Below are 18,191 nucleotides of genomic sequence, written 5' to 3'. Positions count from 1 at the left end.
ATCCTCTATCGGCGGCACTCTCGCGCTCGGGGCGCGATATCCAGGGCCCTTCCTGCCGAAATTCGGATATGCTTGAACGCCTTAGAAATATTTTGTCGAAATCCAAGTCCATGCCGCGTCGCCAGATACCAGAGGGGCGACGCGTCTATGCCATTGGCGACATTCACGGTCGGCTCGATCTGCTCGACGATCTGCTCGCCAGGATCGCGGCCGATCATGCCGCGCGCCCGCCCGCCCAGCAGACGCTGATCTTCCTCGGCGACCTGATCGATCGCGGCCCGCACTCCGCCGCCGTCATCGACCGTGTCATCGCCTTGCAGCGCAGCGAAATCGACACCCGCGTGCTGATGGGAAACCACGAAGAAGTGTTCCTCAAAGCCCTGAACGGGAGCGTGGACGCGTTGCGCCTGCTGTGCCGCTTCGGAGGGCGCGAGACGATCTTGAGCTATGGCATGGACGAGGCGGCGTATAATCGGGCCGATTATACCGAAGTGCTGCGCGACCTTTCCCTGCTCGTTCCCGACAGCCACCGTGCCTTTTTGGCACAGCTGGAGGACAGGATCGAGATCGGCGACTATACGTTTGTCCATGCCGGAATTCGGCCCGGCGTGGCGCTCGCCGATCAAAAGGCGAATGATCTCCGTTGGATCAGGGACGACTTCATCAAGTCGAAGGCTGATTTCGGTACCTGCATCGTGCACGGCCATACAATAACGCCAGAGGTGGTCGAGCGGCCGAATCGAATCGGCATCGATACAGGCGCTTATGCGACAGGACGCCTCTCTGCGCTGGCTTTGGCGGCAGGTGAGCGATGGATCCTTTCGACCGAGGGGGCGTTGGGGACTTCAGCAGACGTCGATTAAGGAAATCCACACCGACTTCCGCTATGGGCGACGTGCAGCATTTTTGCTGCACTGCCAGAAAAGATGGCGAGTTTAGGTTTTTTTTGTTTGTTTGAGACGGCGGCTGTGCTAGCCGAAAACCGAGTACTGCAGTGAATGCCTCTCACGAGGTTCATCATTAAGTAAGACAGGGAGTTACCAATGAATCTCGCTAAGATCGCAGCCTCGCTTGCCGCAGTGTCGCTGGTTGCTATGCCAGTTGTGGCATCGGCCCAGAATCCTGCTGCTTCGCTGTCGCTGAGCAAGTCGGTCCGCGTTGGCAAGGCATCGTCGAAGAAGAACGGCATCGCACAGGTCGGCATCATCATCGGCATTCTCGCCGTTGCCGGTGCAGCTGGCGGCATCGCCGCTGCAACCAGCAGCAGCAACTGATCTCCATAACCTTTTGGTTATGGAGTGAGAACGGCGACCTTAACGGTCGCCGTTTTTTTGTATTCTAGTGCTTAGGTATAAATCTCGCGAGATAATAGCGTCTAAAATCAGTACACTACTGATTTTATGGCAAAACAGAGATATCCAAAGGTCTGCGCGATCAGCTTAAGTTGGGATGTTCCTGTTTACGAGAAGCATGGAAAAGGTGTCCGCTTGTCGCTGATCGTAGTGCGCACTGGCTCACCTCAGATCGCGCCTGCCGGACCATCTCGCGCACCATCTGCCGCCAAACTTTGCGCATGCCGCAGACCGGGAACTTCTCGGCGAACACGCATGCGATCTCCGGCTTGAAGGCCACATCTTGCCGCGCCCGCGCCGACAGGCGTGTCGGATCCTGTCGCCGCGCGACGCGCGCTCCTGGTAAGTCGATGGAGCGATCGGCAGGACCCGCCAGATCGGCTCGACACCATAGGCAGCGCGGTAATGGTCAATGAACGCGATCATCGCTTGAATGGGCCGACGAAGTCAGACGGATCTACATCCGGACATACCGACAAGCCGGTGTCGATGCGCAAGAAGGAGACCGCGAGACGAGCCGCAAACCCTCCTTCGCCAATTTGCGTGACCGCCTCCCCCGGTTGTACCGCTCAAATCGGCCGATCCTCTCCAGCAGCAAGCACGCGGGGAGGCAGACACCCCAACGCCCTTCCCTGCCGGCCGCCAGGGCCGCAAGCAGATAGCTGGATCTTCAGCCGCGAGATGCCGTTCGCCATGCATGCACACGCTTCTAAGGCGGCAGGGCCAGAGCCTGCCGGCACCGATGGCCGAGGCGTTCAACGACGTGCTCATTAAGCAAGGTTAGAGCCCGATGGGGGATTGAGCTGGTGCCCTTAACATATCCCGACTTGCGAACAATGTGGTTCATCCGTTAGCGCAATCGCACACGCATGATCGAAAATCACACTACCTCAAAGCGCTCCGACGATCCTGAAGGAATTGAGATGCAGTCGTCTAAATCAAACTTGTCCTTTAATCCCCAAAAGCTTCGGCGAACCGTGCTCGACATGGCTTATGTGGGGCGGACCGCTCATATCGGCTGTGCTTTTTCGATCATCGAGTTGCTTGCGGTTCTGTATCGAAACCATTTACGCTTCTCGCCGACAGATCCCAAGTCACCCGTCCGCGATATGCTTGTGCTCAGCAAGGGTCATGGGGTTATGGCGCAATATGCCTGTATGCACGAAATCGGTTGGATCGACGATGCAGCGATATCCGGCTATTGCGTCGATGGATCGATGCTCAAGGGGCTTTCGGATTCACGTGTTCCCGGTCTCGAGGTAACGTCGGGTTCGCTTGGTCATGGTGTGTCCGTGGCGGTCGGCATGGCGTTCGCCGCGCAACGCGATAATAGTGGCCAGCGCGTGTTTGCGATTGTCGGCGATGGTGAAATGAATGAAGGCCCGATCTGGGAGGCAATGCTTTTCGCAGCCCAGCACAATCTCGACAATCTCGTCATTATCGTCGACGAAAATGGATTTCAAGCGATGGGCAAGACCAGCGATATTCTCTCGCGGGGTAGCCTTTCAGCCAAGTTCGCTGCGTTCGATTTCGACGTCATGGAAATAGATGGCCATGATGAAACCGCTATCGACAATGCGCTCACGACAATGCTGGCAAACGGTTCGAAACGTCCGAAGGCGCTGATTGCGAAGACAATAAAGGGACGGGGGGTACCCTTCATGGAAAATGACAATATCTGGCATTACACGCGCTTGACTGATGAAACCTATCAGACGGCGGTTGCCGCGCTGGGAGAATCCCGGTGAGGCAGACCTTTTCTGATAGTCTGGTTCGCATTGCAGACGCTGATCCACGGGTTATCTTGCTGACAGGCGACCATGGTTATGCATTGTTCGACGCATTTCGCGCAGCACACCCGGACCGATACATCAATGCCGGCATTGCCGAGCAGAACATGGTCGGCATGGCGGCAGGGCTCGCCCGTATGGGCTTCCGGCCCTTTGTTTACGGTTTGAGCGCATTCGTTCCGGTGCGCGTACTTGAGCAGATTAAAATCGACGTCGCGCATGATAATCTTCCCGTAGTGTTTGTCGGCGACGGCGCTGGTTTCGTTTACAGCTACCTTGGCACTAGCCATCAGGCGCTGGAGGATATCGCCTGTGTCCGCGCGGTGCCCGGCATGATGGTGCTTTCCCCTGCCGATCGCCATGAGCTTTCCGCTGCCATGGACCATGCCTATGCAGCACGGTGCTCCGTATATTTGCGCATGGGTAAAGCAGATCGGGGGGATGTGCATAAAGAAGGCGTTGCGATCGACATGGCCAAGCTTCAATGCCTGCGGTCTGGGCGCATCGGTGGTACCACCATCTTGGCAACCGGACCGATCGCTACGACAGCTGTTGCCGTTGCCGAAAGAATCGGCGGCATCGCGGTATGGAGCGCGCCTTCCATTAAGCCTTTCGACACAGCGACCTTGGCAGCCATTTGCGCATCATCCAGCCGCCTGGTCACTATGGAGGAACATTCGGTGATGGGAGGGTTCGGTTCCCTCGTCGCCGAAGAGTCTACTGCGGTTCATCCGCGATCGGTTTTGCGAATTGGCGTGCCGGATCGTTTTTCGGAGCACTGTGGCTCCTACGAATATTTGTTGCGGGAACACGGTCTCGATTTGGAGACGATTGCTACTCGAATCGCGATTTATGATGCTCAGTAACGGGCCCCATGATTTGCGTGGGCGACACATTTTCCTAACCGGCGGAACGGGTTGCGTTGGCAGAACTTTACTAGATTATTTGGCCTGTTGCGAAGCTGCCTATGGTGGATTGCGTGTTTCGGTGCTCACCCGCAATGCCCCGGCCTTTCGGGCCCGTTATCCGGTTCAGAAACAGTATCTTTGGCTGACCACGATAGATGGCAGTCTGTCAAATTTGCCTGATTTGGCCGAAGATACGACCGACGTCATTCACGCGGCTGCGGATACGCATCTAAATATCGGATATGCCGCTTGGATTGACCAAATCGTTAATGGTACACGGACTTTGCTGGACGCATCCTTTCGCGCTGGCGTCCAGCGTTTCCTGCTGGTCAGCTCGGGGGCAGTGTACGGCCCTCAACCGGTATCGCTTTCGCATATCAACGAGGATTATCGGGGGGCACCCGATTCACTATTGCCGGGATCAACATATGGTCAGGCCAAGCGTGTAGCGGAGCAGCTTTGCACCATTGCAAAGCATGAGCATGGACTGGAGACGGTCATTGCCCGCTTGTTTGCGTTTGGGAGTGTCCATTTGCCACACGATGGACGTTATGCACTGGGAAGTTTCGTGCGTGACGCGCTTGCCTGTGGCTCAGGCCCAATCAAGGTCGCTGGCGATGGAAGCGCAGTACGCTCCTATCTAGATGGTCGCGCGATGGCGCACGCACTGGTCGTAGCCCTCGTGTCCGGCAAGGCGGGGTCGGCGTACAATGTCGGGTCTGAGGAAGCGGTGACAATCGCGGAGTTGGCTAAGTTTGTCCGCGACCGCCTTTCGCCCGACCGCGAGATTGTTATCCTCGGCGCAGCAGATAATACTCAGCGATCACGCTACGTGCCCGATGTTTCGCGGATCGCCAAACTCGGCGCGGCATCGCGCTCTGACCTTGGTGCGGTCGTTTCAGATGTCGCGGGTGCGAGGCCGCTCGATAAACGCTATTCGGCTGATGCTCCGGCGTCTGGATGATTTACATCGACTTCGGCAAGGATCGACTGCACCGCATCGGTAAACTGGCGCGCCGAATCGTCCCAGTTGATCCATTGGAAAGCGCGCGCGGCCACGCGATATCCGTCGGGGCTTTCAATGAAGCGAGCGATCACCCTAGCGAATTCGTCAAGGTCGTCAGGAGGAAAAAAGCATCCGGCGTCGCCCGCTACCTCGCGAAAAATCGGAATGTCGGACGCGATCACAGGGACCCCAAGCGCCAGAGATTCGACGATAGGAAGCCCAAATCCTTCAGCCTTTGATGCAATGATGGTCGCACTGGCTCGCATCATCGCATACTGAAGTTCCATATCGTCGACTTCGTGACACAAAAACAGGTTTGTACCGTACCGCGGATGAGAACGCGCCTGCGAGACAAAGTCCTCGATTTCCCAGCCTATTCTGCCGATCATCACCAGGTTCGCGACGGTTCCTGCGTCCCACAGTCTGTCGAACGCAGCGAGCACCGCAGCGTGACGCTTGCGCGGCTCGATCGACCCAATCATGATAAAGGTTGGTCCGCCTTGCCAGGCAATTTCCGGGATGGAAGGCGCAAGGGCGGCGTTGCCGAAGATCGGGATGTCCCGCCCCAAATAGAAGCTGGTGACAGGAGTTCCCGAACGTACAACTGCGTCTTGTCGACGGATTTCATCCGCACTGCTGCGAGAAATCGTTATCAGACCATCCAGTTCCACCGCGAGACGATTGAAGGCGCGCCGGAAGGGGTATGCAGTTGTCGACGGCGTCATCTCGGGATGTTCTAGCGGAATCGCGTCATATACGATCGCAATCGTCGATGCCCCGGCTCGTTTTGCCCGCAATATGGCCTCTACGGACGGGCTGCCATTGCCAAAAGAATCGATCAATATAACGATGGTTTCGTGTTTGGCTGTGATTGGTTCAAGTCCGGCGGTCAAAACCCTCATGCGGCGGTTAACGCTCCGGCGCTGCAGAAATGCATATATTGGGGGGATGGCCTGAACCACTCTTTTCGCGATCCGGGTGAGCGACGATTGCATCACGAGCGCCGCACTTGGACTTCGCGGGGGATCGACTAGGTCGGACACCGCGTCCTTGTCGAGGCGGTAGTAACCCGATCTGGTTGCAACGACAATATCAACATCAAGGTCAAGTAGTTCCCCGATCCATGCGCTACGTCGGACCAGTTCACGCACTACACGCTGAATGCCAGTCGCGAAGCGAGATTCGAACGTCTTCGTAACGTCCAGGAAAAGCGCTTTTCTCACGTATCTTTCCCGGTTGCTGGAATGGTTTGTTTGCACCGGCTACTGGCCACCGACGCGGCGCTGTTCGATACGAGCCTTGACGCTTTTGCGGTACAATGTCCGGGCAACAAGCAATATCCAGGCTGGCGTGATAGCAATGGGTATTGTTCGAAGCCAGAAACGGGGCAAGCGCCAATAATAGGCGATCGACATTGGGATCGCCTCTTTCCAGTATTTCATGCTGGCCCCCTTCAGCTTTGCTCCAAGAAAGTGTGTGCGCACGTAGAAGCTCGCAACGTCACTCATTGCACGTCTATAGGCCCGGTGGCCCCTGCCAAGGGTGTCACCGAAAGCCAGGTCGTAGCCAACGATATCCACCCGGGTGCGTGCAAATTCGTCACGGGCAAGGAAGGATTCATTGCCCAATCGACATCCCACCAGCGTATCCGGCACGCACAGCCAAATGGACTCTTCGCTCAACATTTTGGCTATGAGATACGTGTGCACATAGCCCTTCAGATACGGTTCGATCGGGGCAGCAGCCAGTGCCGCCTCCCAACCGGATCGCCGTACCACGATGCTGGACATATATCCCAGCCACGCACCGATAGTCCCGATTATCTGCGCCCGCCCGATCAATACGGTATCAATAGCGAAATCCGTCGAGATATGGTCGTGGACGAAGGCACGTTTGCTTAGATCATGTGTATAGCCGCGGGATCCCACGCTGATCCCGGTGAGCGTGGGGTGGGTAGCAACGACCCGCTCAATTCGGGCAAAGGCGCTGGCCTCGAAAATGTCGTCACTGCCGAATAGCCAGCAGAAATCGCCGGTCGCGGAAGCGACCGCGTTCAGGATGTTGCGGTCAAAACCCCGGTTCTGCTCAAGCCGACTATACACGATGTTGACGCCCACAGCCGCATATTCGGCCACGACCGCAGGGGTATTGTCGGTCGACGCATTGTCGCTGATGACGATCTCCACGTCGAGGCCGTGCCCGGTCTGGGCGACGATAGTGTCGAGCAGCGGGCGCAGTTCCACCGCACGATTGTAAGTCGGAATGCAGATCGACAGACGCACCATCGTCTCCTCAGGCAGGGGCCGACGCGCGCCGCGCATGCAGCCAGCACCGTAATGGCAGCATCCAGGCGGCGGTCAGGACGAAGCAGGCGATCAGGCCGAAGATCATACCAGGCAATCCAAAATAACGTGCCCCTAGGAATTGGAGGGAAATGCTTAGCAGCGATTGCACCGGCGCGACGAGCCACATCAAGAGCAGGTCATTCATGCTCTGAAGAATCATCGCAAAGGTATCGGTCCATACGCGGATGACGATATAGAGCGTCAGCAGGCCGATGACCGTCAGCGGGATCGGGGTGTTTAGGCCCGGCGCGATAACGTGGACGATCAGTTTATTCGCAAGCGCCACCAGAATACCACACAACAACGTGAAGCCGACACCGAAGGATATATATTTGCGCGAACTGCTGAAAACATTATGCCAGTCGTGCCGGGCAATCGACTCGCTGCAGATCGGCCACAATGCCTGCAGCAGCGCATTGTAAACGAAGAAGATCAACAAGAAGAGCTTAGTGGCAACGCTGTAGACGACAATGTCCCGAACGTTGAGCGCCTTAACCATAATAATGTAATCGACTTGCAATACCGACGCCGCGAGCAGCCCTGATGCCCAGAAACGAAGTGCACGACCTAGGATCGGCTTGACCTGAGATCGGGCAAAACGATGGTGGCCACGCGCTGCCCGAACCGTCGAGGCACACAGTGCGATCATCGGAAGGATCGCAAGCGGCGTATAATAGGCAAGCGTTGCCAAAGCGATCTTCGGTTCCCCCTGAAAATGCTGCAGCACCCAAACGCCGAATGTGCCGATCACAGTTCCTGCCGCAGGTAGCAAGTTTGACAGATAGCCGCGGTGACGTGCGAACCATATCCGGTACATCACCCCGCCCAGCGCCGTGCCGATCGCAGGGAATGCCATTGCGTAAAAGGCGAGCGTACGCCCGGCCGGGGACAGAAAAGAGAACTCGCCAAGCAGAAGCTGCGCCAGCCATGGCCCGAGTAGGAGCAGGATGACGCCCATCAGGCAGGCTGCACCGAGCGAGAGGATAGCGCCGGTTAAGACGATATCCTCGCTGTCGCTAGCCATCGCGCGACGTTCGGAAATATGGTTCTGGACGCTGATGCCGATGCAAAAATCGCTCAGCAATACCCATGTGCTAATGCTCGCGAGTACCGCGAATACGCCGTACCCCTGTGTCCCGATGCTCCCGATCAGGATGCGAACCGCAACAAGCTGCGCCACGACCTGAATGCCGCGACCGATCCAACCACCGCCCGCGACCAGCCAGACCGACGGGATACGAAGCCCGAACGGCCCTGGAAGCACCATGGTGTCGCGTACGCCGGATTGGCTCATCCCAAGAGTCCAGTAGCGACTGGCATACGCTGGTCGCTCATCTGGTCAGGCTTTCTGCGCGGCACTCAGAAGTTCAGCCCGAAGAACTCTTCGAGCTTTTCGGCGACGTAATCGAACTGTTCGGCACCGAGCGCCGGATAGAGGCCGATCCAGAAAGTATTGTTCATTACCCGGTCGGTCTGGGTGAGATCGCCGACCACGCGGTAATTGACGTGCTGGAAATAGGGCTGGCGGGTCAGGTTGCCGGCGAACAGCAGGCGGGTGCCGATCTTGTTCTGGTCGAGGAAGCGAGTCACGTCGACGCGCTTGGCATCGACGCCGTCGCGCAGCATCAGCGGGAAGCCGAACCAGGACGGGTCCGAATTGGGCGTCGCCTCGGGCAGGATGAAAATTTCCTCCAGGCTCTTCAACCGCTCGGTCAGCAGGCCGAAGTTGCGGCGCCGTGCCTCGATGAAACCCTGCGCGCGGTCGAGCTGCGCGAGGCCGCACGCCGCCTGCATGTCGGTGATTTTGAGATTGTAGCCGAGATGCGAATAGACATATTTGTGGTCGTAGCCGAACGGTAACGTGCCATGCTGCTGTCCGAAGCGGATGCCGCAGGTGTTGTCGCAGCCTGGCGCGCAATAGCAATCGCGGCCCCAATCGCGGATCGATTCGATGATCGGCCGAAGCTCTACGCTGTTCGTGAACACCGCGCCCCCTTCGCCCATGGTGATGTGGTGGGCGGGGTAGAAGCTGACGGTCGCGACGTCCCCAAAATTGCCGACTAGCTTGCCGTCATAGGTTGCGCCGAGCGCGTCGCAGCAATCTTCGACCAGCCAAAGGTCGTGTTCGTCGCAGATGCGCCGTACCTCAGCGAGGTTGAATGGGTTGCCGAGCGTGTGGGCAATCATGATTGCGCCAGTTTTCTCGGTGATCGCCGCCTCGATCAGGCTTACGTCGATATTGTAGGTGGGTACCTCGACATCTACGAACACCGGCACCAGCCCATGCTGGATTGATGGGTTGACCGTCGTCGGGAAACCGGCCGCTACGGTGATGACCTCGTCTCCCGGTTTTAGCCGACGATCGCCGAGCTTGTGGCTAGTGAGGCAGGACAGCGCGAGCAAATTCGCCGAGGAACCCGACGTGGTGGTCAACACGAACTGCGCGCCGAGCAACTTGGCGAGCCCGGCTTCGAACTCGGTGTTGAAGCGGCCCGTAGTCAACCAGCCATCGAGCGAAGCCTCGACCATCAACTCGATTTCAGGAGCGCCGATCACCTTGCCGGCGGGTGGAATCATGGTTTCGCCCGGCACGAAGGGCTTAGGGGCGAACTGGGCCTCGGCATATTGGCCGACAAGCTTGCGAATTTCCCTACGAAGGTCGTCAGCGGTCATGTGGAGTCATATCCTATACGGCAGCGAAAAGGCCAACGCGCGCGAAGCGCTCCAGCTCGGAAAGGCAATAAGCGTGCATGTCCGTGCCGGATAACCAAGCACGGTGCCAGTCGGTAATGCGATCCAGCGCCTCGCCCAGCGACCAGCGGGGTTGCCAGCCCAGGCCGGAACGCGCTTTGGAAATGTCGAGCTTGAGGTAACGCGCCTCATGCGGTTGCACGCTCTCGTCGCGAATCCAGTCAGCACCCTCGCCCCAGATGGCGCACATCTTCTCGACGATCCACTCCACTGGCTGCGCGTCGTCGTCCCGTGGGCCGAAATTCCACGCTTGCGCTGTTGCCTGCGGATTCGCCCATAATTGCTGGCACAGTACCAGATAGCCGCTCACCGGCTCCAGCACATGCTGCCAGGGGCGGATCGCGAGCGGATTGCGGATTAGCACCTTTTCGCCGCTTGCGATCGCGCGCAGAATGTCGGGTATCAAGCGATCGACCGCCCAGTCGCCCCCGCCGATGACATTGCCCGCACGACCCGATGCGAGCGCGACCTTGCTGCCCTCGCTGAAGAAGGAGCGACGATAGGCGGATGTCACTAGCTCGGAACAACCTTTCGAGTTCGAATAGGGGTCATAGCCCCCCATCGCCTCATCTTCGCGGTAGCCCCACACCCACTCGCGGTTTTCGTAGCATTTATCGGTCGTGACAATGCAAACAGCGCGCACGCTGACCGCCTTGCGCACGGCCTCCAGCAGGTGAACCGTACCCATGACGTTAGTGGCATAAGTGCCGACCGGGTCATCATAGGAGGCACGCACCAGCGGTTGCGCGGCCATGTGGATTACGATCTCTGGGTCGGCCGCAACCAACGCCTGCTCCAGCACTTCGCGATCGCGGATGTCACCGATAATCGAGGTCATGCCGGCAGCTACACCGGCGACATCGAACAGTGCCGGCTCTGTGGGTGGCGTCAGCGCGAAGCCTGTCAGCTTCGCACCCATCTTCTGCAGCCACAAGGACATCCAGCTGCCCTTAAAGCCGGTGTGGCCGGTCAGAAAGACACGCTTGCCGACCCAGAAAGCAGGTTCGACCTCGCCCCTTACCATATGCGCCATGGAGCCTTGCCGCTGTTCCACAGTGATTCGAGATGCTGTTTATCGCGCAGCGTGTCCATCGGCTGCCAGAAGCCGTGATGTTCATACGCCATCAGCTCGCCGCGTGCGGCCAACGTTTTTTAGCGGCTCTTGCTCCCAGGTCGTACTGTCGTCATCGATTAGATCGATCACGCTCGGTGACAGCACGAAAAACCCGCCGTTGATCATACCTCCGTCACCCTGCGGCTTCTCCATGAAGTCGGTGATGCGCCCGCCTTCCATGTGCAACGCACCGAAACGGCCTGGCGGATAGGTGGCGGTCAACGTTGCTGCCTTGCCATGTGAGCGGTGGAACTCCATCGATTTGGTGATGTCGATGTCGCCGACGCCATCGCCATAGGTGAAGAAGAACAGCTCCTCGTCCTTCACATAGTCTGCCACGCGCTTCAATCGACCGCCCGTCATGCTTTCGTCGCCAGTATCGACCAGCGTGACCTTCCACGGTTCCGCCCGCTTGTGGTGGACGATCATCTCGTTCGCTTTCATGTCGAAGGTAATGTCGGACATGTGCAGAAAATAATTGGCAAAATATTCTTTGATCACATAACCCTTATAGCCGCAGCAGATTACGAAATCGGTGATGCCGTGCGCGCCGTAGATTTTAAGGATATGCCACAGAATCGGTCGTCCGCCGATTTCGATCATCGGTTTGGGACGAAGGTTCGTTTCTTCCGCGAAGCGCGTGCCCAGACCGCCGGCGAGAATGACTGCCTTCATTGGTATACCTCAGTTCGAACTGACGAATGCATCGGAGAAGAAGCGTTTGGCCGGAAGGCCACGTCCAGTGAAAGCGTCGTACGCCGAGGCGATCATCGCCTCGGAACCACAAGCGTAAACGACCGTGTCGCCGGGGTCGAACCCCTGGCGGATCGCTGCGTCCTGTACATATCCCCGCTTGCCACCCCAATTTGCGTCTTCGCCCGATAGCAAGCGGTGCAGGCACACGTCGAGCCCCAAATAGACCGGGTCCCAACAAAAGCTCTCGGCAGCGCGGTTTCCCCAGAACACATTGAGCCGGTGCCTAGCGGCGCGTTCCGGGTCCGTCGCAAGCTCCTCCAGCAGGGCCTTGACCGGCGCGATGCCGGTGCCGGTCGCCAGGAAAACAATGTTGATGGGGGCTTCCTCCCGCAAGAAGAAGGTTCCGAACGGTCCTTCTATACGGATCAGATCGTTAGGCTTGGCGCGCTCGAACCAATAGGCGCTCAGCCGCCCGCCTGGATAGCGCTTGATGACCAGTTCCAGCAACCCGTCCGCGCGGAGTGCGTTGGCGAGCGAATAGCTGCGGCGGACATCCTCGACGATCACGTCGACATATTGCCCCGGCAGGAACCGCATTGGCGATGCGGGAGGCGTCTTCAATACCACCTTGACGATATCCGGGGCGAGCCGATCGACCGATACGATCCGGCTCGGCATAGTCTTGGCCTCGAAACCCACAAGACGGTCGAGCGGCTCGATATCCAGCGTCACATCACTAACCGCTGCGCGGCAGCAGGTGAGAATCAACCCGCGTTCGGCTTCTGCGGCGGAAAGGCTCTCCTCATGCCGCAGCGGCCGCGTCTCACCAGCGAGGACGGGCGCCTTGCAGATCCCGCAGCGCCCGGTGCGACAGCTGTATTCGAGGTGGAAACCCTGACTGCGGGCGGAATCGAGGATCGACACGGCTGGGTCTGCCGGAAAGGTGCGGCCGGTGTTGAGCGTGATAATATTCATCCACAGGGCCTGATGTAGATAGGAAGGGGGAGGGGCGAAGCGTCGTCCGATCCGGGTCAGTCCGTCTGTTGTTCCAGCATCCAGCGCAGCGTCGCCGCCAGAGGAATAGGCGTCCAATCGGGCAACGCGGTGCGGAGTTTTGTGTTATCGCCACCCAGCACAGCAATATCGTTGGGACGGACAAAGTCCGGGTTGATAGAGATCGAAATCGCGTTGTCCGTAATATCGGCCAACATAGCTACAATTTCGCGTACAGACGTCAGCATACCTGTGCTGACGTTGAACGTGCCACGCGCGTCCGGCGTGTTAATCAGCTCGACATAGGCGTGGCTCACGCTGCGTACATCACCAAAATCGCGCCTGACATCGATATTCCCTAGTTCGATTGACGCCTCTCCACGCACGAAGTGGTCGACTATCTTAGGAATGAGATACTTTTTATCTTGCCCGACACCCGTGTAGTTGAAAGGCCTGGCAATGATCAGTCGGAGTTTATCACGCCAAAAATCAGCGCCTAATTCCATGGCAAACTTGCTGAGACCGTAGTGATTAGAGGGCTTCGTCTCCGCCTGTTCGTCCAGAAGGCCGGACGAACCAGAAAAGTAAACCTGCGCACTGCTGGCGAGCAATACAGGAATACCCGGGACATGTCGGGCAAGTGCATCAAGCAGATGGAACGATCCAACCTGGTTAATGGCGTAAAATGGATCGAAATCGCTAGTGGCCACGAAAGCCATGGCAGCAAGGTGGATTACCGCATTAGGGCGCAAGGAAGCGATTTCGGCTGCGACCCCCCCGGCATCCCGTAGATCGGCGAGCAACGCAAACGGCTCGTCGCCCCGCGCGTGCAGCACGTTTATCAGGTGCCTCCCGGTAAATCCGGTGGCACCAGTGACGAGTACGCGCATCAGAAAGAATAACCTTGGCGGTTCCGTCGCAAATCCGCCTCGACCATAAGGCCGCAAAGTTCCTCAAGCGTGGTGGTGCTGCTCCACCCCAATTCGGTCTTTGCCTTGGTGGCGTCTCCGATCAGCAATTCCACTTCGGCTGGGCGATAGAATTTCGGGTTGATCCGCACCAGGCAACGCCCCGACTTCGGATCAATGCCGACCTCGTTAACCTCCGATCCCCGCCATACGATATCGATACCGATGTGACGGAAGGCCAGCGAAACGAAATCGCGCACGGTTTCCGTCCGGTTGGTGGCGAGTACGAAGGTGTCCGGCGTATCGTGCTGCAGGATCAGGCGCATGCCCTCCACATAATCCTTGGCATAGCCCCAATCCCGCTTGGCATCGAGATTGCCAAGCTCGATCGTATCAAGCAGTCCGAGCTGAATTTTGGCTACGGAATCGGTGATTTTGCGGGTCACGAACTCCCGGCCGCGCAGCGGGGATTCATGGTTGAACAAAATCCCACTGGATCCAAAAATATTAAAGCTTTCCCGATAATTAACGGTCATCCAGTGAGCATACAACTTGGCAACGCCATAAGGACTGCGAGGGTAAAAGGGCGTGGATTCGCTTTGAGGCACCGCTTGCACCAAGCCGAACATCTCGGATGTTGACGCCTGATAAAAGCGAACCGCAGGGTTGACCGTGCGGATCGCTTCCAGAAAATAAGTGGCACCGAGGCCGGTTATGAGGGATGTCGCAAGCGGCTGGTCGAATGACACGCCGACAAAACTTTGCGCGGCAAGATTATACACTTCGGTCGCACCGGAGGTGTCAAGCAATCGAATTGCCGACCCCATGTCTGTCAGATCGTATTCCACCAGCTTCAGGTTCGGGTGCTTATCGATACCAAGCTCTTCGATGCGCCAGAAATTGACAGAACTGGTACGACGATACGTGCCGTAAACCGTATACCCACGATCAAGAAGGTTTTCGGTAAGATAAGCGCCGTCCTGACCACTTACTCCGGTAATAATCGCCGTTTTGCTCATTTTAATGCCCCAATTTAATTTTAATGTTAACCAAATACATCTAGGCGTTTTTTGCATTTCCTCTGTACGCCGTCGCAAAGCATACCATTATGCAAAAAATAGTTGCTATCAAAGGTGTTCGCAGAGGATAATCTACAATACTTCCCAACATGATAAAAAGTGTCGATACAATCGCAAGTGTTTGTATTTTATCCATTGAAAGTCCGCATTTTTTCAACACTGAGCCACCCATCACGAGCAGCCAGAGCAAGAACAACAAGATTATCATGGCAGACGGAATGCCGCCTGTAATCAGCACCTCCAACGGATCGTTGTGCGCCCGATTAAAAAATCGCTGTGTGAGCATTGCGTCAGGCTCGAACTGCATGAAAAGGCGGTCGAAGGTGCCGAAGCCCGTCCCCCAGGGCAGATAGCGCACCATGATCTCCCAGACGGTAGGCAGGGCCAAGATACGCATGTCTTGGTCGAGCTTGCCGACCGACTGGTCAAGGCGAACGATACTGGATTCCTGTGCAAAATATGCGCCGATCGCGACCATTGCGAACGGTGCCAGAATGACGAGAAAGGTCGGGAGGCGGGTCTGCTGCTTGCGGAGGGCCATCGTGGCTGCTGTCATCGCAAGTGCGCCAAGCAGGAGCATCAGCCCGGTACGAGAGCCCGTCAGAAGGATAACGATCACGAAGATCAGAGTTCCGCCCAGCGCGATGCCTTGCCGAGCCAAATGGTCGCCGATTCGACGCTCCCGCATTCCCCAATGGGCAAGCAGCAGGATCCCAATCACGAGAAAGAGTGCTTGATGGTTCCGGTTGGCAAAGAGGCCTATTGGCATGCCCTGGTCAGAGGGCGTGCTGAAATATAGCGTGCCGGTCGCGAACTGGACGATGCCCAGCAGCGAACTTACACAACAAAGCACGAGGCAGAGGTCGCCTATGACCCACCAGTTACGCCGCGAGATGCCCGCCATGGCAACCACTGTTGTAAACGCTGGCAGCATTGCGAATATGCTGTTGAGTGTCCTTACGGGTATCAAGCTTATTGGGCGCCACGGTTGCGGAATGCCTGCGATATCGGCCGCTGCGAGATACGGCGCGCGCGCCGGAAGCGCCGCCCAGATCGTCGGGGGCAGTGGCACGAGCTGGATCAAAATCGTCAGCGTGAAGGCTGCCAGAAACGCTGCGGGGATCCGCAGTCCGCGCCAGTCCCAGGTTCCGGGCGCGACGAAAAGGGCCCCGATCGTCAGCACGGCCGCAGGGCGTATATAAATGAGCGGGAAAGCGTCGACCCGGGCAATCCCGCCCCCGCACGCACAGAGGAGAAGGAAGCATAGGAAAATAATGAGTCTTGGTTCTTTGATTGCCGCAATCCTGCGGGGCCGGGCTGATCCCATAGCTTGATGCCTGGTCCTGTCGGCGCGACTTTCTCTTCGGAACAAATCACGACCTCTTAATCTGACGTGCCGCTGCCCACGTGGGTTACACGGGTTGACTAGCTCTCAGTCCCGGACCGGAAAGCTTCATCCATTGCGATTGCTTCAGCTTGCCGCGCTGATGCAGCACGATCCGGTCATTTTCAACCGTTACCTGCACGATGTCGTCGGGAGCCGCTTGTAGGATGCCCGGGCCGACGACCTTCCACGTGTTCTTACCTCTGACAATTCTGAAATCGAGCCTGGCTGTGGCGGAAAACAAGCTATACGCGCCGGATTGCGCAATCGGGACGTCTCGCTCATTCATTGGTGCCCCGACTTTTTACGAAACTGCTGTCTGGAGACAGGAGCAGCGCTGCCGCATTTGCCGCAACAGGCAGGCTGATTTGCAGCGGAGCATGCCCAACTACCGCAGAAAAGTGATTATTGTCATAGACGAGAGATATGCCCGGCTCGCCATCGGAGGGCATGAGTTGTGCCGATACAAGCCAGATTTCGTCCCGAAGATTACCGATACCGGCGTTGTTGGCGATGACACAGCGTATCGGTGTGGTGTTATAACAGTTGAACACCCGCACACACCGCGTGATTTCGACTCCGGTAGTGCTGCATTCGATGCGCCTGTAGGGTCGTCCGTCGAAGTTCCAATTGTCTCCGGTTGCAAAACCGTCGATCACGCCGCCTTTGACGATGATGTTGCCCACCGCACCGGACTTTAGGTCGCCGCTACCCGTCGGTGTTATTGGATTCGCGTCGGTGCCGTTGACCGAATTGGCACGGGCTGTGCAGTCTATGCGTCTGATACCGCTTTGTCCCCAGTAAAAGGCGCTTCTGCGCACTGGTCCGCGAACGACGATGTCCCGGAATTCGGTCTCGCTTTGCCAGGACGCTCCTTCCCATTGCGGTGTAACGGCGACGCCGTCATAATCTTTATGCTGATTAGCATAGGGCTGATTGTCCACAAGCACCCCTTTCCAGAGGTTCCGCTTGCCGTCACGCTGTAACAGCGCGGGATTTGTGCTGTTGCTCACGTAACCGCCGCTTACCTGGCACTCGAAACAATGATAACCAAGCTCAATCCCGGTATCGCCGGCATCGGAGCAGGTCGGATCGGAGATGGTGATGGCGAAAACTGTTTCTCCGTTCTCCGTACTGCCTTCGCTTGCCGTGACAAAGATGTTGTTCTGTAAAGTGGTGCGTCGGCAGACTGGGCTCGTCACACGGATGTCCCGGGTCGATCCGTTGCAGATTATCAAGTTATTCTGATAGGCATCGGTCAGCACTGGGCGGACGATATCAACAGTGTTTGCGCGATCGATCCGTAAATTGCTCCCGGCCGCGCCCAGCACGGCAAGGTCGACGATGACAATCCGGCTTCCCGTTACCTTCACCATGTCGTTTTGGTGACCGCGCGCGCGCATCGGGGCCGTCCCGTTCAGGCGTAGCCCCCGCAGTACGATTCCCTTTCCGGATACTAGCAGGCCAATGCCGTCGCGTTCGGGTAGTCGCCGCAACACACCGCCCGTGCCGACGATGCACTGCCCCGAGTTGCGTAGTTCAATCGCGTCGCCAGCTATAGGATAGATTCCGGCGGGTATGACGAAGTTCAATCCGGTTTCGACCGCGTCGCGCAGGGCCGGTGACAGGTCCACTTCGCAATGTCCGGCTTGCGCTGCGGCCCGGATACGTGGCGGTAAGGCATCGAGAAGCGATGGCCAGCCGCGGGTGTCGATGGAGGCGTCAGCATCGATATCAAGCCCGGACGCTGCGGCCCCAAGGCCTGCGATTCCCGCCAAGACGTTGCGTCGTGTCCACATTTTCGGTTCTGCTGCTTATGCCCGCCTACCCGCCATAACCGACAAGCGCCATCGTTTCACGTCTTG

The 18,191-nt window shown here is 57.6% G+C and carries 17 protein-coding genes and 1 other annotated feature; of the genes, 5 read left to right on the top strand and 12 right to left on the bottom strand.

Annotated features, from left to right (window positions below):
• Nucleotides 1-92: 92 nt before the first annotated feature.
• The 5 genes from NW75_RS04395 (at nucleotide 93) to NW75_RS04375 (ending at nucleotide 5,014) form a co-directional block, all read left to right on the top strand.
• Nucleotides 93-863, top strand: a complete 771-nt coding sequence (locus NW75_RS04395; RefSeq protein WP_310066818.1) for a metallophosphoesterase family protein — start codon at nucleotides 93-95, stop codon at nucleotides 861-863.
• A 180-nt stretch (nucleotides 864-1,043) separates the two neighbouring features.
• Nucleotides 1,044-1,274 (top strand): hypothetical protein, encoded by a 231-nt coding sequence (locus tag NW75_RS04390; protein WP_033963999.1) that lies wholly within the window; start codon nucleotides 1,044-1,046, stop codon nucleotides 1,272-1,274.
• Between the two features lie 429 nt (nucleotides 1,275-1,703).
• Nucleotides 1,704-1,820 (bottom strand) — a sequence feature (AL1L pseudoknot).
• Nucleotides 1,821-2,221: 401 nt separating this feature from the next.
• A complete protein-coding gene (locus NW75_RS04385) occupies nucleotides 2,222-3,100 on the top strand; it encodes a transketolase (protein ID WP_197057707.1) in 879 nt (292 codons plus the stop codon).
• The gene (locus tag NW75_RS04380; RefSeq protein WP_033963996.1) at nucleotides 3,097-4,008 is read left to right on the top strand and encodes a transketolase family protein; all 912 of its coding nucleotides are present in this window, start codon (nucleotides 3,097-3,099) and stop codon (nucleotides 4,006-4,008) included. The genes NW75_RS04385 and NW75_RS04380 overlap by 4 nt, the downstream gene beginning before the upstream one ends.
• Nucleotides 3,995-5,014 carry an NAD-dependent epimerase/dehydratase family protein gene (locus tag NW75_RS04375; protein ID WP_081988627.1) on the top strand — a complete coding sequence of 340 codons (1,020 nt, stop codon included), beginning with the start codon at nucleotides 3,995-3,997 and terminating at the stop codon, nucleotides 5,012-5,014. Before NW75_RS04380 ends, NW75_RS04375 begins: the two co-directional genes overlap by 14 nt.
• Here NW75_RS04375 and NW75_RS04370 read toward each other — a convergent pair.
• The 12 genes from NW75_RS04370 to NW75_RS04315 form a co-directional block, all read right to left on the bottom strand.
• A complete protein-coding gene (locus NW75_RS04370) occupies nucleotides 4,984-6,279 on the bottom strand; it encodes a glycosyltransferase family 4 protein (RefSeq protein ID WP_137903269.1) in 1,296 nt (431 codons plus the stop codon). The genes NW75_RS04375 and NW75_RS04370 overlap by 31 nt on opposite strands.
• A 39-nt stretch (nucleotides 6,280-6,318) precedes the next feature.
• Complete coding sequence (locus NW75_RS22705; RefSeq protein ID WP_197057706.1) at nucleotides 6,319-7,338, bottom strand: glycosyltransferase family 2 protein; 1,020 nt, start codon at nucleotides 7,336-7,338, stop codon at nucleotides 6,319-6,321.
• A gap of 10 nt (nucleotides 7,339-7,348) precedes the next feature.
• Nucleotides 7,349-8,695, bottom strand: coding sequence for an MATE family efflux transporter (locus NW75_RS04360; protein WP_033963994.1), 1,347 nt, complete (start codon nucleotides 8,693-8,695; stop codon nucleotides 7,349-7,351).
• 65 nt (nucleotides 8,696-8,760) lie between these two features.
• The gene (gene rfbH / locus NW75_RS04355) at nucleotides 8,761-10,074 is read right to left on the bottom strand and encodes a lipopolysaccharide biosynthesis protein RfbH (protein WP_033963993.1); all 1,314 of its coding nucleotides are present in this window, start codon (nucleotides 10,072-10,074) and stop codon (nucleotides 8,761-8,763) included.
• A 13-nt stretch (nucleotides 10,075-10,087) separates the two neighbouring features.
• Nucleotides 10,088-11,185 (bottom strand): CDP-glucose 4,6-dehydratase, encoded by a 1,098-nt coding sequence (gene rfbG, locus NW75_RS04350; protein ID WP_197057705.1) that lies wholly within the window; start codon nucleotides 11,183-11,185, stop codon nucleotides 10,088-10,090.
• An 81-nt stretch (nucleotides 11,186-11,266) separates the two neighbouring features.
• Nucleotides 11,267-11,941, bottom strand: a complete 675-nt coding sequence (rfbF, locus tag NW75_RS04345; RefSeq protein ID WP_331385970.1) for a glucose-1-phosphate cytidylyltransferase — start codon at nucleotides 11,939-11,941, stop codon at nucleotides 11,267-11,269.
• A gap of 9 nt (nucleotides 11,942-11,950) precedes the next feature.
• Nucleotides 11,951-12,937, bottom strand: coding sequence for an FAD-binding oxidoreductase (locus NW75_RS04340; protein ID WP_033963992.1), 987 nt, complete (start codon nucleotides 12,935-12,937; stop codon nucleotides 11,951-11,953).
• 56 nt (nucleotides 12,938-12,993) lie between these two features.
• Entirely contained in the window at nucleotides 12,994-13,845 is an 852-nt protein-coding gene (locus NW75_RS04335) for a GDP-mannose 4,6-dehydratase (protein ID WP_033963991.1), read from the bottom strand.
• Nucleotides 13,845-14,882 (bottom strand): GDP-mannose 4,6-dehydratase, encoded by a 1,038-nt coding sequence (gene gmd, locus NW75_RS04330; RefSeq protein ID WP_033963990.1) that lies wholly within the window; start codon nucleotides 14,880-14,882, stop codon nucleotides 13,845-13,847. Before gmd ends, NW75_RS04335 begins: the two co-directional genes overlap by 1 nt.
• Nucleotides 14,883-14,922: 40 nt before the next feature.
• Nucleotides 14,923-16,125, bottom strand: coding sequence for an O-antigen ligase family protein (locus NW75_RS04325; protein ID WP_033963989.1), 1,203 nt, complete (start codon nucleotides 16,123-16,125; stop codon nucleotides 14,923-14,925).
• A 229-nt stretch (nucleotides 16,126-16,354) separates the two neighbouring features.
• Nucleotides 16,355-16,615: a hypothetical protein gene (locus NW75_RS04320; protein ID WP_033963988.1), complete on the bottom strand. Its 261-nt coding sequence runs from the start codon at nucleotides 16,613-16,615 to the stop codon at nucleotides 16,355-16,357.
• Complete coding sequence (locus NW75_RS04315) at nucleotides 16,608-18,104, bottom strand: hypothetical protein (RefSeq protein ID WP_156142965.1); 1,497 nt, start codon at nucleotides 18,102-18,104, stop codon at nucleotides 16,608-16,610. Before NW75_RS04315 ends, NW75_RS04320 begins: the two co-directional genes overlap by 8 nt.
• Between the last annotated feature and the right edge of the window lie 87 nt (nucleotides 18,105-18,191).

Source organism: Sphingomonas sp. Ant H11 (assembly GCF_000797515.1).
Lineage (GTDB): Bacteria > Pseudomonadota > Alphaproteobacteria > Sphingomonadales > Sphingomonadaceae > Sphingomonas.
Note: the sequence above shows the minus strand (reverse complement) of the source record. Positions and strands in the feature narration are given on the sequence as shown.